This window comes from Candidatus Nomurabacteria bacterium, assembly GCA_016699365.1.
In the GTDB taxonomy this organism is placed as follows: domain Bacteria; phylum Patescibacteriota; class Minisyncoccia; order Phycocordibacterales; family UBA9973; genus CAZLWF01.
Map to the genome: position 1 here is coordinate 214,122 of CP064973.1, position 14,467 is coordinate 228,588.

Annotated in this window: 19 protein-coding genes and 4 tRNA genes; 4 read left to right on the forward strand and 19 right to left on the reverse strand. The window is 36.2% G+C overall.

Annotation, left to right across the window (positions count from 1 at the left end):
- Positions 1 to 51: 51 nt before the first annotated feature.
- From IPJ63_01180 to IPJ63_01190, 3 genes are read right to left on the reverse strand one after another with little or no spacing between them, the layout of a single operon-like run.
- Positions 52 to 606, reverse strand: a complete 555-nt coding sequence (locus IPJ63_01180) for a cob(I)yrinic acid a,c-diamide adenosyltransferase (GenBank protein ID QQR76863.1) — start codon at positions 604 to 606, stop codon at positions 52 to 54.
- Positions 606 to 1,607: a vitamin K epoxide reductase family protein gene (locus IPJ63_01185; GenBank protein QQR76864.1), complete on the reverse strand. Its 1,002-nt coding sequence runs from the start codon at positions 1,605 to 1,607 to the stop codon at positions 606 to 608. The genes IPJ63_01180 and IPJ63_01185 overlap by 1 nt, the downstream gene beginning before the upstream one ends.
- Positions 1,608 to 1,610: 3 nt before the next feature.
- Positions 1,611 to 1,958, reverse strand: coding sequence for a 4a-hydroxytetrahydrobiopterin dehydratase (locus IPJ63_01190; GenBank protein ID QQR76865.1), 348 nt, complete (start codon positions 1,956 to 1,958; stop codon positions 1,611 to 1,613).
- Positions 1,959 to 2,077: 119 nt separating this feature from the next.
- On the opposite strand from IPJ63_01190, the gene IPJ63_01195 reads away from it, so the two are divergent.
- Positions 2,078 to 2,473 (forward strand): hypothetical protein, encoded by a 396-nt coding sequence (locus IPJ63_01195; GenBank protein ID QQR76866.1) that lies wholly within the window; start codon positions 2,078 to 2,080, stop codon positions 2,471 to 2,473.
- A 35-nt stretch (positions 2,474 to 2,508) separates the two neighbouring features.
- Here IPJ63_01195 and IPJ63_01200 read toward each other — a convergent pair whose 3' ends face one another.
- The 8 genes from IPJ63_01200 to IPJ63_01235 form a co-directional block, all read right to left on the reverse strand.
- Positions 2,509 to 2,898: a hypothetical protein gene (locus tag IPJ63_01200; GenBank protein QQR76867.1), complete on the reverse strand. Its 390-nt coding sequence runs from the start codon at positions 2,896 to 2,898 to the stop codon at positions 2,509 to 2,511.
- 36 nt (positions 2,899 to 2,934) lie between these two features.
- Positions 2,935 to 3,327: a hypothetical protein gene (locus tag IPJ63_01205; protein QQR76868.1), complete on the reverse strand. Its 393-nt coding sequence runs from the start codon at positions 3,325 to 3,327 to the stop codon at positions 2,935 to 2,937.
- 130 nt (positions 3,328 to 3,457) lie between these two features.
- Positions 3,458 to 4,408, reverse strand: coding sequence for a T9SS type A sorting domain-containing protein (locus tag IPJ63_01210; GenBank protein QQR76869.1), 951 nt, complete (start codon positions 4,406 to 4,408; stop codon positions 3,458 to 3,460).
- A 108-nt stretch (positions 4,409 to 4,516) separates the two neighbouring features.
- Positions 4,517 to 5,557, reverse strand: coding sequence for a T9SS type A sorting domain-containing protein (locus IPJ63_01215; GenBank protein QQR76870.1), 1,041 nt, complete (start codon positions 5,555 to 5,557; stop codon positions 4,517 to 4,519).
- Between the two features lie 386 nt (positions 5,558 to 5,943).
- A tRNA-Leu gene (locus tag IPJ63_01220) sits at positions 5,944 to 6,027 on the reverse strand.
- Positions 6,028 to 6,201: 174 nt separating this feature from the next.
- Positions 6,202 to 6,627, reverse strand: coding sequence for a 50S ribosomal protein L19 (gene rplS / locus IPJ63_01225; GenBank protein QQR76871.1), 426 nt, complete (start codon positions 6,625 to 6,627; stop codon positions 6,202 to 6,204).
- A 128-nt stretch (positions 6,628 to 6,755) separates the two neighbouring features.
- The gene (locus IPJ63_01230; GenBank protein ID QQR76872.1) at positions 6,756 to 7,496 is read right to left on the reverse strand and encodes an RluA family pseudouridine synthase; all 741 of its coding nucleotides are present in this window, start codon (positions 7,494 to 7,496) and stop codon (positions 6,756 to 6,758) included.
- Between the two features lie 185 nt (positions 7,497 to 7,681).
- Positions 7,682 to 7,753: transfer RNA gene (locus IPJ63_01235), tRNA-Arg, on the reverse strand.
- A 96-nt stretch (positions 7,754 to 7,849) separates the two neighbouring features.
- Between IPJ63_01235 and IPJ63_01240 the strand changes: the two genes are divergently transcribed.
- Positions 7,850 to 7,925, forward strand: a tRNA-Val gene (locus IPJ63_01240).
- A 36-nt stretch (positions 7,926 to 7,961) separates the two neighbouring features.
- Here IPJ63_01240 and IPJ63_01245 read toward each other — a convergent pair.
- The 7 genes from IPJ63_01245 to IPJ63_01275 form a co-directional block, all read right to left on the reverse strand.
- On the reverse strand, positions 7,962 to 8,276 hold the full coding sequence (locus IPJ63_01245) for a hypothetical protein (protein ID QQR76873.1): 315 nt from the start codon (positions 8,274 to 8,276) through the stop codon (positions 7,962 to 7,964).
- Positions 8,277 to 8,279: 3 nt separating this feature from the next.
- Positions 8,280 to 8,816 carry a hypothetical protein gene (locus tag IPJ63_01250; protein ID QQR76874.1) on the reverse strand — a complete coding sequence of 179 codons (537 nt, stop codon included), beginning with the start codon at positions 8,814 to 8,816 and terminating at the stop codon, positions 8,280 to 8,282.
- A complete protein-coding gene (locus tag IPJ63_01255; GenBank protein QQR76875.1) occupies positions 8,813 to 9,355 on the reverse strand; it encodes a hypothetical protein in 543 nt (180 codons plus the stop codon). The genes IPJ63_01250 and IPJ63_01255 overlap by 4 nt, the downstream gene beginning before the upstream one ends.
- Positions 9,348 to 10,430 carry a pilus assembly protein PilM gene (gene pilM, locus IPJ63_01260; protein ID QQR76876.1) on the reverse strand — a complete coding sequence of 361 codons (1,083 nt, stop codon included), beginning with the start codon at positions 10,428 to 10,430 and terminating at the stop codon, positions 9,348 to 9,350. The genes IPJ63_01255 and pilM overlap by 8 nt, the downstream gene beginning before the upstream one ends.
- A gap of 41 nt (positions 10,431 to 10,471) precedes the next feature.
- The gene (locus tag IPJ63_01265) at positions 10,472 to 10,804 is read right to left on the reverse strand and encodes a hypothetical protein (protein QQR76877.1); all 333 of its coding nucleotides are present in this window, start codon (positions 10,802 to 10,804) and stop codon (positions 10,472 to 10,474) included.
- A complete protein-coding gene (gene ruvX, locus IPJ63_01270; protein QQR76878.1) occupies positions 10,801 to 11,229 on the reverse strand; it encodes a Holliday junction resolvase RuvX in 429 nt (142 codons plus the stop codon). Before ruvX ends, IPJ63_01265 begins: the two co-directional genes overlap by 4 nt.
- A 3-nt stretch (positions 11,230 to 11,232) precedes the next feature.
- Positions 11,233 to 11,319, reverse strand: a tRNA-Ser gene (locus tag IPJ63_01275).
- Between the two features lie 190 nt (positions 11,320 to 11,509).
- On the opposite strand from IPJ63_01275, the gene IPJ63_01280 reads away from it, so the two are divergent.
- Positions 11,510 to 12,517, forward strand: coding sequence for a hypothetical protein (locus tag IPJ63_01280; GenBank protein ID QQR76879.1), 1,008 nt, complete (start codon positions 11,510 to 11,512; stop codon positions 12,515 to 12,517).
- A 64-nt stretch (positions 12,518 to 12,581) separates the two neighbouring features.
- Entirely contained in the window at positions 12,582 to 13,256 is a 675-nt protein-coding gene (locus tag IPJ63_01285; GenBank protein QQR76880.1) for an SIMPL domain-containing protein, read from the forward strand.
- Between the two features lie 45 nt (positions 13,257 to 13,301).
- Here the strand turns inward: IPJ63_01285 and IPJ63_01290 are convergent, their stop codons facing one another.
- On the reverse strand, positions 13,302 to 14,459 hold the full coding sequence (locus IPJ63_01290; GenBank protein ID QQR76881.1) for a hypothetical protein: 1,158 nt from the start codon (positions 14,457 to 14,459) through the stop codon (positions 13,302 to 13,304).
- Between the last annotated feature and the right edge of the window lie 8 nt (positions 14,460 to 14,467).

The following is a 14,467-nucleotide window of genomic DNA, read 5'->3' on the forward strand; positions in this document are numbered from 1 at the left end:
ATAAACACTTGGTGATTAAACCATATTTAGACTTATTTTTCAAGCTAAAATCTATTTATAAGATGGCTTGGTTTCTTCTATACCAGCCTGGTGGTTTGCTAGTCGAGCTATTGCATAAAACAAACTTGAAAGCCTGTTTATGTAGGCACAGGTATTTGGACTTACTTCAATCGAGTTTTCTTTAGCTCTTAAAATAGATCTTTCTGTTCTTCGTGTGATTGTGCGGGCAAGATCTGAAAAAGCCGCTATTTCTGTACCGCCAGATATAAAGAATGTTTTTATCTGGGGCATCATGCTCTCAATATTAGAAATTATTTCCTCACACTTTTTCAGCTTATCTTCTCCGATACTCATCTTGGAGCCAGCGAGCTCAGCTTGAATCACAAACAAATTTTCTTGAACTTCATGAATCAATTCTCCCACTAGTATGTTGTTTTCTTTTATATAAAAATCTTTACACTTGATTTTTAGTATTCCTAAAAAAGAATTCAGTTCATCCACTGTACCAAGTGCTTCAAACACCATGTGGGTCTTGGAAAGCCTCTCCCCGCTTGGAGTTGTAAAAAGCTTACTTGTTCCATTGTCGCCTTTTCCAGTGTAAAGCATTATACTTCTTCTTTATTCTTTCTGATTAAAAAGTGCTCAAACACCTGACTTCCTATTACAGCAATAACCAATAGCGCTATATAGCCCAAAAATAGATCTGCAAATTCTACCTTTACTCTGCGAATTGCTCCAAGTACAAATATAAAATACCAGCTTGTTATAGATATCGCTCCCAATGCAAAAGATAATTTACGAAGTACATGGAGCTCACCAGGCTTGTGTGGATGTGGTTCGTTGAAAGATATGTGCACTAGTCTAGGCTGGATCAATAAATTCAAGAAAAATCCATTTATGATCAATACTCCTACGCCGATCATTTTAACAAAGAATTTTGGTGAGTTATTCAATACACCACTTTCTGGAAGATATAGCCCAAAACCACTAACTACTAATATCCCCAACGCAAACCAAATAACATGTGAAAGGGTTTTCATAATATCTGCTTCTGGTTCTGTAATTCTGTAATTTCTTAGAAATTTAAAAAAGAGAATGTCTGTGATTGTTGCAGCACCTACTCCAAGAGCCATTCCAAAAAGATGAAGTACTATTAGAAGTTTTTTATACGTTACCAATATAGGCAGTAGAGATATTGGTAGGGTCATAAGTGTTATTGAAAAAATCAGTACACAAAGAGTCGCAGAAAAAATACACCATGTGCACCACTGACGCAATACAAAAGCCTGTATTGATATAAGATAAGCTGAAAAAAGAAAAGCTACGAAAGAAACTAGAAGTGACACAACAAAAAATTCTGCACTTGGTGTGTGAGATAGGGCTAAAAACACACCATGAACTATGGCTATAAATGCATAATAAAACATACCTAGCAACTCAACTGGAATACCCATGAAACGTGAGTAATCACTGTGTACCACTGATTCACAACTTGTACGAAGTGGGCAGACAAGAGGTTTTTTCTCGCGCTTTTTAGTGTATATATAAAAAGCCAACAAAAAACCAGTGAAACCAATAAATATTAGTAGAATATCTGCTATATGCATAATTTAAATTTTACCAAAATTTGATACCGCGTCTACACGAGCAGCTACAATAAAATCATTTTCGGACAAACCACCGATCGAGTGAGTAGACAACTCTACTGTTAAATTTTTGTATCCAAAAAGCACTAAGTCTGGATGATGGCCTTCTTCTTCAGCAATATCGGCAATCTTGTTTATAAGGTCCACAGCTTCAACAAAATTTGTAAGTTCGAAGGTTCTTGATATTTTGCGTCCACTCTCATCTATCTCCCATACAGGTATTTCAGTGAGTAATTTTTTGGCTTCAGTTTTTGTAAGCGGTTTCATATCCTTGTCTTCGCAAGGTATACAATGTTTTTTGATTAAACTCATATTTCGATTATATCAGAAAATACTTTTTAGACCGATTTTTATATATTTTTTATTCTTTGACAAAACAAACCAATATGATATAATGTTTACAGTAAAAAGTTCACCTAAAAATAAATTTTATGAAGATTTTGTTAGTTTTTTTATTGGGATTCACTTCCCTTGTGGTTGGTGCCCAGAGCACACAACCTTGGACCTTGTCGTACTCTACGACAGAAGAATTAAAAGATATTTTTTCACTCGGACCAAAAGACAGCATACCCGACACGATGTTCACCGAGAAAAAAAACATCATCATATATGATGTCGCAGAGGAAACAATAAACTTTCTGATTAAGTCCGGTGTAGTTATGGAAACAAATCTCGAAGGAGAGGTGGTATACGCGTCTAAAGAAGGATTCACATACTACTTTGACGAAGACGGAGAAAAAGCTACTGACGGAAAAAAAATCCTGACTACCGAAGAAATCAAGAAATACATGATTCCACTCATAATCGAAGTGGAACATATAGAATAAACAAAAACCACCCTCACTTGGGTGGTTTTAATCTTTTATTCTGATACTTCTATCATTGCTTCCTCACTTTTTGGTCCGCCGTAGTCTATATCTACAACCCCAGGCATTCCGATTTCCCATAAGTTTCCAGCTGCATCACGACAACCTTTTTGACTTCCGTCTTCATTGTAAACACTTGTTCCGTCAATAAAAGATCCGTTAGATAATATGACAGTACAAGTTCCTGTACCACCCCAGAAAATTATTTTTCTAGCATTTGATCCAGGGTTTTCGTCTGTATTTTTTTTATTAAAAAAAGTCTTACCAGTCTGGTCAATTCCACGATTTGTATTATTTGAAAATACAAAATATCCTGAACCGACTATTAAGACCAGTAATAAAACAACTTTTATAGAATTGTATTGTGGGTTTTTGAAAAAACTCATAAATTTAAAAATTAAAAATACTAATAATAAACTTTTTTACTTAATAGACTCTTCTATTATACTAACTTCTTTTGGTCCACCGTGTTCAATAATATCTTCAACTCCAACAGTTCCTGGTGTGACAGTAGTTCCATCTGACAGTAAGCATCCAGTAAAGTTTCCACTTGCATCATACTGACTTGTACCATCTGCCCAAGTTCCATTATCATAAACAACAGTACACTCGCCTGTATTTCCCCATACTATTATTTTTCTTGATTCAAGAGAAGAATCTTGTACTTTATCTTTCTTGTTGAAAAACACTTTACCTGTTTGGTCTACTGATCGATCAGTGTTGTTAGAAAAAACAAAATATCCGGTTCCAACAAAAATGACTAGAAGTAATAGGACCTTTATAGAATTAAATTCTGGATTTTTGAAGAATGACATATATAAAAAATTAAATTAAAAAAATAAATCGACTTATGCTTGTACAGACATCATACTACACAAAACAAATCGTGCACAAGGTAAAAGAAAAACCCCGTATAAAACGGGGGTTTTTGTATATTAAATTTTTTTATTGCTTCAAAATCATCTGGCTGTGAATTCTCATGCCTGCATTGTTATACAGTACCAGAAAATACATCCCTCTGGGTAAATCTCCCAGGTAGACTTTTCCATCATTCACTTGTGATAAAACTTTTTTACCACTCAGATTATCTACTTCTACAAGAGAAGCGGAATTCGATACTATGAATACGAAGTCATTTACAGGATTCGGATACACAGATGGTCGATTTGATATTTCTCCTTCTTTGAAAATATTCCAACTACACTCATCAATCAGAGCATACATGTTTAGTGAATCCATACCTTCATCACTTTCAGCAATCATCCGGACATATATCCCGACACCATCGTATAGTTCCCCATCAAATGTCAATTCAGGCCCTCCTTCATAATCAGGATTTGCCGGAGCAAACTCATGATCCGCTAAAGTGTCGCCCGTGCTTGTCCATACTTGAAATCCAAAATGAGAAGGGGCAAGGTCGGCCCGCATCTCTAGCTGAAGTTTAAGCTCACAATAACCTTCTCCTTCTTGGAAGTTAACATCCACATCGGGTGGGTATGCGTTCGGATTCACGTAATTGAACACTGCAGAATCTGAAATTCCTGTTTCAAGATTCGTCGCCCACAAATGTAGTCTGTAGCTCCATGAAGGATCAGCATAGTCTTCGAGAGTTCGTGAAAATGTAAAAACTTTCTCATCAGTAATAAATGTCTCTCCAGGATCAACAATTTCACCCGCAGGATCTCCTGTATACTTTGTCAGCCACCATTTTATTTCGGTGACTTCATTTCCAGTATAAGTTTTACTTTTAAAGATGAAGAAATCTTCTCCTACTTCAAAGTCCCCCATGCAGATATTCGGATACACATCGGTATCTATATCCTCCCACCAGCAAAACTGCGCTTGGGAGATAAATGGCACTGCAATCATGCATAATACGAAAAACATCTTTCTCATAAACATATTTATTTAAAATGAACTGAATTTGTGAGCTTATATAATACCACATTTTTATTAAAAAAGCAAGTATAAGAAAAACCCCCGTATAAAACGAGGGTTAAGAAATTACTTAATTACCTGTATCTGCTGGCAGAATTTACTGTCATCTTCTGATATAACATTCAGGTAATATGTTCCGGTATTTTGAATATAAAAATCTGTTCTTTGATCTTCGGACCGGTAAACCAATCTTCCATCAACTGAATAGACCCTTATTTCTTTTATTCCGGAAATATTGCTTATATGAAAGTTTCCATCCGATGGATTTGGAAAAATAAGAATTTCTTCTTCTGTCTCCATTTCTTCTGACTCATTGTCTGTGCGTAACAAAGGATTAGAAAACAGACTGGAGTTCAAATGGAAAATTTCATCTTCCAATAAGACCACCTCTCCATATTCTGGCCAAGTGTCATCATTTATTTCTCCTTCCAATTTAGTTTTCACTTTATAGTAGCCCGCAGGAAAGGCAAAATAAATAATCTGCTCTTCCGCACGGGAGGCTACATCTTCCAAGTGTCCAAACGTTGCACTGGCCAAGGCTCCACCCGCTTCCATCTCGCTTGATATAGAAGTAGTGATTTCCATGTCCTCTGTAAAATTTCCACGAGCAACACTGACTCTCGCCAAACCGGGCTGGACTTCATCAACATCTATATCTACATCCGGAAATCCCATTTCCGTCTTACCGCTCTCGCCTTCAAAAGCGTAAGCATAGTAATCGTAGGAACCGGTGTTTGGATAATCGTCATCGATGTCGCAACCAGAAACGGTAAAATTGGTTGAAGTGACTGGTCCACCTGCGAACTTTGTCGCAAACTTATACGAACCATCAGGTATTGCGATAAAAAATTCGACTTCGCCTGACCAGCTTTGTAAATTAGCTGGTAAGTTGTCAGAAATGTTAAATACTTCCGACGCCGGAGCCGATGTCCTTTTCAAGACAAACTGAATTGTTTCGTCCATATACAATTCGTCTTCAAAAGAGACGGTTATATGGTAGAGGCAATCATCTATCTCTGTCAGAACAAAACTCTGGATGGGTGTTTGAGCAGAAATTACCAGCGGCATCGCGAATGCCAATAACGCAATAAAAAAAGCTTTTTTCATAAGCAATTTGTTTGTTTTTTTGAAATGAACTGATTTTTTTAGACTTATATAATAACACATTTTTTGTATTATTGCAAGTACTAAAGTGTTTAACGTTCCCAATCCCTTTTCTGTGACAAAAAGGGTTTTTCCTGTGGTCAGGAATATTTTGTTCGTCGACACTCACAAAATTTCCCGACCCGGACTCGCGATTTTTTAAAAGTCGAAGATTTGGCTATTAGAAGCCCGGGTACTTTTCCACCTCGCTCCGCTCGTACGGAAAAGTCTTTCAAATCTTCACGCAAGCGCAACCCAGTAGGTCATTTTGCTAAATGAGCAGTTTGCTTGCTTCCTAGCTTACAAGCAACAAAAAACACTGACAGTGAGCCAATGTTTTTTGTTGCTTGTGCGCGGGAGAAGATTTGAACTTCCAAGCCCTTGCGGGCGCTACCACCTCAAGGTAGTGCGTCTACCAATTTCGCCACCCGCGCATATATCTAAACAATATAAATAAACTACCCGCATGGCGGATTGCACTACCTTTGTAGTGCGTTCATACTTCCCTCAAATTTCGCCACCCGCGCATATATCTAGAAACCCACTATACAGAAACAAGCATTTTATTTCAATAGATAAAACAAAAACCCTTTCGGGTTTTATGTTTTTTATTCTTCAGATTTTACTTCTACAGTTTCTGCTTCTGGTTCACTTTCTGATTCCTTTTCGTTCATTATATAAGCTTTTGCTGTCTTCATCTTACGGCGAATATCTCTAACTGCTTTTTCACGAACATAGTAGAGTTTACTTCTTCGTGCACGAGCTTGTTTTACAATCTCGATTTTATCAATCATTGGAGAATATAGTGGAAAGATTCTTTCAACACCAACACCGTTTGAAATCTTACGAACTGTAAAAGTCGCACTTGGAGTTGTGCCATGCTTTCTCGCTAGAACCATTCCTTCAAATGCCTGAAGGCGGAACTTGCCTTTATCTTCGATTTTTGACCAAACACGGATAGTGTCTCCAGTCGAAAAACCTAGATTCTTGCGTTCTTCAACTTTTACTGGCGTGAATTTAAATGCTGTTGTCATAATTATTAAAAATTTATTTTGTAAATTAAATATCAGATATTTTCCTTGCTACTTGCTCTACCTTTTACGAGATAAATACTAGATCTCAAGTGAGATTGGGTACGGAGGCAACTTTAGCACGTTTTTTATTATAAGACAAGGGCTTTGGCTGATTCAAATTCTTTGGGTAGAGGTGCTTCAAAAAGTAGATCTTTCTTGTCTGGGGTGTTGAATTTTAGACTTCTAGCATGCAGAGCAAGGCGATTGAATCCTAGAGCGTACGGATGCTCAGGAGAATAGAACGTATCCCCTAAAACAGGATGGTTTTTGTATTTCATGTGCACACGGATCTGGTGAGTTCGCCCTGTCTTAATAACAACATCTAAAAATGAAAAAGTGCCTTCTTCGTTTTTTATCACCCCAAGAACTCTGTATAAAGTAAGTGCGTCACGCTCTACCCCACGTTTTCCGCGACCAGCTTGATACTTTCTAAAATCAGCCTTGCTTCGTGCAATAGGCGCATTTATCATTCCACTTTTTTCTGGGAAAACTCCCCAAACTATAGTTGTGTAGTGCTTCTCCGCTTGTCTATCATGAAATTGTCTTTTTAAATATGAAAAAGATTTCTGTGTTTTAGCAACCACCATAACCCCAGAAGTCTCTCGGTCTAGACGATGAACTATACCAGGACGAGGAATTATCTTTTCTACACCCGCATCCATAAATCTATAAGGTTCCCCTATTTCACTAAGTTCAGGGTGCTCTTTGACAATCATGTCTGCTAAAGTTGTTTCTGTGTTTTTCCCATCACCATGAACCATCAATCCTGATGGTTTATTGAACACAAAAACATGTTCGTCTTCGTAGAGAGTTATATCTTTTAGCTTCATAATAATAGTATACCAGTACGTTAATTAAATCTTTGGTCACGAGTTACTAAGCCTACTGGTATAAGCACACACTCTGCGGACCAAGTACTCGCGACCTCGACTCGGTATTGCTGCGCAATATACCTGTGTCTCACAAAAGCGAAAAAGAATAGAGTAGTTTATTCTTTTTTAAATTCGCGCTTTTGTGCCCCCGCGAGGAATCGAACCTCGAATAACGGCTTAGAAGTCCGCAGTTATATCCATTTAACTACAGGGGCAAATCCAAATTGGACGTGCGCGGATTATAACATAATATTTGCTTTTTTCTAGTAATATTGAAAAAAATAATGTTTTGATGTATTGTTTAAGTTGTCGCGCGATTAGCTCAGTTGGTAGAGCAACCCGTTTACACCGGGAAGGTCGCAAGTTCGAGTCTTGCATCGCGCACCAGAATAAACCCCCTTGCACAAGCAAGGGGGTTTATTTTTATAAAGAAGGGTCAGGTAATATTAGAGGAGTGGACAATATTTCATCTGTTTTTGTTTTTCTATTTTCAAAATACTCCAATACTTTATTTAATTTTTCACGAGAAAGTATTTCAGGGGAGGCTTCTTTTACCACTGGTTTGAAATATTCATCTTTACTAACTTTATTGAAGAAAAAAACACTTCCTGCAAAAATTAAAACCAATAGTACAAAACTAGATACGAGTAAAAATATCCATCCATCAAATTTTTTAGATATTTTTATTGATTGATTATTTGTATCAGTATTTTTATTGTGACTTAAAGTAAATTTCATATTTTATAGCTGTAGGTAACTTATAAGTTTTATGGTTATGTTTACCTCCCAAAGAGAATCTTCTGAACCATCTTCTAAAGTTTTACTCTGTGAAACAAACGCAAAACTCTGCACATCTATTCTATACGGCATATTTTCTATAAGTTTAGAGAATCTAACCAAGTCTGAATATGAGCCTGTTGAGCCAATACTGACAACAACCGAATTACCGTCTTTATCCAAATCTACAGCTTTTATAGAAGCATCTGTATTTGTTATTTCACCCAAAGATTCTAAGTATTCCAAAAAAGCTACTATACTTTTGTCTGTTACGAAATATGTCAGAAGTTTTGCTCGATCTTCTTCTGTAGCAGAAATTGTTTTCTTTATTGTACTTAGTTCAGAATTCTTCTTTACTATCTCCTCTGTCTTGCTCATTATTTCACTAGTTTTTTGTGTGGTATTTTGTATAAGATTTATTCCATACAAGAAAACACCCACCACTGCAAGTATCCCTATTACACTAAATATCAGAAATTTTATATGGGAATTCTTTTTCATATCTGTATTTTAAAACTAACTGAAAAATCAATATCTTCACCCGGCACATAATCTGAAATAGGAAGTAAGACATCTTTAAAATCAGGTACCTCTTCTAGCGAATTAACAAAACGAAGCAAAGTATCCCTGTCTGGAGACTGACCCCCAACTTGGACCATGATGTTATTTTTATCCTGATGGGTAATCAAAAATTCAGTCAAAGATAGCTGAGATGGTTTCAATTTAACAACCGGTAAAATTATTTGATCAACAAAAGACAAATCTTTTTCCTCTAGGGCAATTTTATCTACCTGAACATTTATATCTTTTATAATATCTGAAAGGGTCTCGTCATTTTTAAAACCCTCAGTCGATTTTATACTTTCAAGATTATTCTCTGCTGCTTTTAATTTTGAATTCACAACAACAAAAGATGGAATAAGGAAAATAATTGCCACTAAAAGTAGTATTGTTATAAAAAATATAATAACAACAACGAAACGCATCTTGTAGTTATGTTCTATCAGATTCCTTTGTTCAAATGGAAGTAAATTAATCATTTTCGTAATGTCCTAAAGCTAAGCCTATTGCTGTAGCAAATCCGACAGCATCCCGCGCATTCATAGGGGGGACACCGTGCTTGTATCCACCTACATTTATCCAAGGATTTCCAAGTTCTACTTTCATACGTAGACTTTGTGATAAGTACTCTGACAAACCATTCATGTTTGCATTACCTCCAGATAAAAGTATTTTTTCAACCTGTTTTCTCTCTTTTCCATCTTCGTCTTTGTGTGTCTGCCAATATATAAGATGCTTGTTTATCTCATCTCTTAAAACTGAAACACCGTTTATAAGTACACTAAACAAATCTGTATTATCTTTTGCTTTGTGTAAACCATATGTTCGCTTCATTATTTCCGCTTCAGCAAAAGATATATTGAGGCTTTTTTCAATCATCTTTGTAAGACCGTAACCTCCTATGTCTATAGTGGACGTAAACAAAACTATTCCACCACTAACTATAGACACACCTGTGCGTGTTTCTCCAAAATCTGCAATTAGATAAGTCCCTCCGTCACCCTTTAATACAAGCGCTCTTGCCAGAGCCGCACCTTCAAGTTCAAAAGATAGGGGCACGAGTGATGCTTCGTTAAAAATATCCACATAACTAGAGACCAAGGTTGTCGAAACTGCTGAAACTTGAACATATAAATTATCTTCGCCTTGACCTATTATTTTAAAATCAAAAGTTGCATCAGATGCACTTATTGGAATATGCTCCTCTAGTGATAGCTCAAGAGTATTTCTGATTTCTTTATAAGGGACTATGGGAATAATTTGTCTAAAAGAATATATTTGTTCTTCGGGCAAAGAAACTCTTATGTAGTTTAAATTTTTCTCTTTCTTAAGTTTTTCCAAAATAGAAACCAATTTAATCTGGTCTACGATTTTACCAGAAGAAATCAAACCCGAAGGGATATTGGCTGACCCATACACACCAAGTTTCAACCCGTGCTCAGAGCGAACAAGTTCTACGTATTTAACTGATTGATCAGAAACATCAAAACCAACCGAACGTAAAGTTAAAAATGTTGGTGGTGGAAAAAATGATCTTATAAAATGAGAACGCATGATTTATATTATACGTTATCTTTTATAATTTTGGGAGTATTCTAGTGTGCCTTAGTTCCTACTGGGATAGATTCGTTTGGTTCAAGTAATGAAAAACCGCCATCATCAGTCGAAAGTGCAAAAAGCATTCCATTTGATTCTAAGCCTTTTATTGTGCGGGGTTCTAAGTTCGTAACAAAAAGACACTTTTTACCTACAAGAATCTGTATATCAGGAAAAAATTCTTTAATACCTGAAACAATCTGGCGAGGACCCTCAGATTCAGAAAAATCTACTGACAACTTAAGCAACTTGTCAGTGTCTGGGACAATTTCCACAGACAGTATTTTCCCAACAGAAATCTCTACTTTTTTAAAATCATCAAATGTAATCATATTTTTATATTACGTGAGTCTAAATATCTCTGCAATATTATAGCTGCTGCTTGAGCATCTACGTCGACTGGTCTTATCATCTTTTGTTTTCTGGCATTCAAATTTTCTTTACCTGTATTTTCTGAAAAAACACTAAAAGAACTGAACCTTTCATCCATCATATGAGTGGGTAGATTGAATTCAACCTGGAGATCATCTGCAAATTTTTTTGCTTGAGCAGTTGCTGTAGTGTCTTCCCCGCCAGTATCTGTCGGGAGACCTACAACTATTTCAGAAACTTCACGACCCTCTATTATGTTTCGTATATTATTAAAAGCATTTTTATCATTTAAAATAATACTTTCCGGAAAAGCCAAAGACCCACCATCATCTGATAGTGCAAGCCCTATTCTTTTTGTCCCAAAGTCTACTCCCAAGATTTTCATCTGCGGAGGCGGTGAGATTCGAACTCACGGTACAGTTTCCCATACGACAGTTTTCAAGACTGTTGCCTTCAACCACTCAGCCACGCCTCCAATATACTTATGTATTGTCGCCCTTCGGGAAGCGTGACTGAGTGGTTCGGTCACTTACGTGTACCGACTCGAAATGAAGCAGTTCATTTCTCGTCCATCTCAGCCACGCCTCCAATATACTTATGTATATGCAAGGGCATAATAGCAAAATGACGGCACTAACACAATATAGTATGATAAAAATACCGTTATGAATGAATTTAATGAAAACAATCCAATAAATAAGAAGTCTGGACCAGAAAACAAGGATTACTGGTGGTCTAAAAAAATAGATTCACTTCCATATGAAAATCCTGAAATGTATATACACAGAGTATCCGAATATATATCCTCGGCTGTACTTATTAGCAAAATAAATCTCGGAGGAAAGGATGAGGAAGAACTAGAAGATAATTGGGATATTATAGAACCTCTAATTTGGGAGGAGGTTAAACGTATAGAATCCAGAACACCTGAAAAAATGCCTTTAATGCTTTTAAACCAGGAACTTAGACATCTAAATGAATCCATAGTACAGATGTCAAACCCTATAGACGATCTTGATAAAATAAAAGACAGAGAAGAATATTTTGACAGAACAGAAATAAACAGAGATTTTTCAAAAGAAGTCTCTGGTAAAAAACGCCCGTTAATTGAAAGTTTATTTGACTTAGGCTCTCTAAACGAAGAACACAAAAAAGAAATATTAAAAAAGACTCTTGATAATAAAAAAATAATTTTACTTGGGGGTGGAGATTCAATAAATGATCTGATTACAGAATCTGATATTAAGCCAGCTTCGGTTGTGAATATAGATTCGTTTATAAAATTTGAAGATAAGGAAAAAAATCAAAGAAAAAATTATTCATCCATTGTACTAGGAGCAGAGAGTGAGGAGATAAAAAATTTGAAAATAGAAAAAGCAGATGAAATATGGGCAACATGGTCTGTTCCTATGTATCTTGAAACAGCAAAAGATATTGAAAATTTATTTGAAAATATAGACTACCTTCTTGTACTCAACGGAGTCCTTAGAATTCACCCGTTATATCTTCTTGATTTCAAGAAGGATGGACATGAAATGTTTGATAGAGCAGAAAAATTTGAAAATAGAAAAAGCGCTTGGATAAAAGCTGTGTCTAACTTACTAAAGACTGATCGTTACAATATGTACATCATGAACAACTCAACAATGTTTCTACAAAAAATTTCTGAATAAAACGGAACATTTAGAGTATTAAAATCCAATATGTTTACACCTTGATAAATGCTATAATTAAAGCATGGAAACACTAAAAAACAATTGGACATGGATTCTAGGTATAGCACTCGTGATTTTCTCTCTTGTGTTCTTTTTATCAGCTCGTAATTTCTCTAAACAAGGCTCGTATGTAGAGGTAAAAGGCCTTTCAGAGAGAATCGTAAAGGCAGACACAGCCATTTGGTCCTTGAGCTTTGAGGTTAAATCAAACAACGTAGATACACTATATTCTGATATAGAGAAAAATATAGCTACAATCAAAAAATTTCTTATAGACAAAGGGTTTGAAGAAACTGAGATAAATGTCGCCCCTGTAAATATCTACCAAGACACTTACAGAGATGCTGCATTTAGATACAACTCGACAAACCAAGTCGCAGTCTATACCAAAAAAGTAGACCTAGCTAAGAGCGCATCAAATGAAACTCTGTTACTAGTAAAAGAGGGTGTTGTTTTAAATCAGAACTATATCTCATTTGAATTCTCAGATTTGAATAGCATCAAGCCAGAGATGCTTGCAGAGGCTATAAAAAACGCTCGTGATACAGCTTCACAGTTTGCTGAGAATGCGGGAAGCAATGTAGGCAGAGTAACTCGTGGTAATCAAGGAGTATTCGATATCACTGACAAAGATCCTGGATCTCCTGAATACAAGAAGATTCGTCTCGTTTCAACGCTCCGATTTTTATTGAAATAACATATTCGCAAAATTAAAACCCCGCAGTATTGCGGGGTTTGATTTTTATCTTACAGTGCCGAGATAGTACGGTGGCTCTATGAGTTTATATAATTCACTTCCTTTATCGAGTGACGAATATTGTTTGATTGTATTTTCAAACCCATTTATCTCTATATCATGAGTAAGTTGCAAAGACCCTGCGTCTTCTGGGTTTTTATACAGATAAAGCGCCGCGAGGCCTGATGCAAGATACGCTGGAGACCTTCCATTTTCAAGTGCAATCAATGCAGGCATCATGAATCTTTCTCCATTTTTCGCTTTTCGCATCGGATCTCTTGCAACACGCAGAATTGGATCATTAAGATTTTTATTCTTAAATCTCATCAAAACATTGTCGGCGAATTTTTTTTGATCATCGCTTTTTATGCCGTATCTTGCAAGTACGAATTCAATTTCATTTAGAACTCCGTTTACAAGTGAACGCACACGAGTATCTTCGATTGCCTCGTGTATATACATGTACCCAAAATGAAATCCATAATACGCAATCAGTGCGTGAGTAGCGTTTACTGTGAAAAGTTTCTGCTTCTTCACTGATTCCAGATCCTCAACAATATTTACACCGACAGGTATAACCGGAAAGTCCAAATTTGTTTTTTTGATACAAAGTTGAAAATATTCTTCTACGTTTACTCTCAGAGGATCATCCTCGAGCTCCAAATCACCTGGCAATATAGATACACGATCAATCATACAGTCTGGTGCAAAAAGATTTCGGGTAATCAGTTCTTTTTTAGAATCTTCGAGATTTTCAAAGATCTTTTCTTTCAAAAAAGAACTGTTATGCTCTGTGGCATTTTCGCATGCGACTATAAAAAGTGGGATATTCCCTCTCTTTTCCACCCTATACTCTAATGCTCGTGCGAGCACTGGCGCAATATATGGAATAGACTGCATACCAACCGCAGTCAAAACCAGGTCGGCATCTTTTATGTGCGAGCATACACTTTTTTCATCCTTGCCAGAAATAGCAATTATATTTCGCACTGTTACTTCTTGGGTATTTTCTCCAAGTATCGACATACCAAATTCTCTTCTTGAATTTATTGTTTCAATCAGAGACTGGTTTACATCCACAAATACAGTTTGAAATTCTCTATAAAATACATGTGCGAGCATCCTACCTATAGGACCAGCTCCAAATATTACAAGTTTTCTCATTTATATAA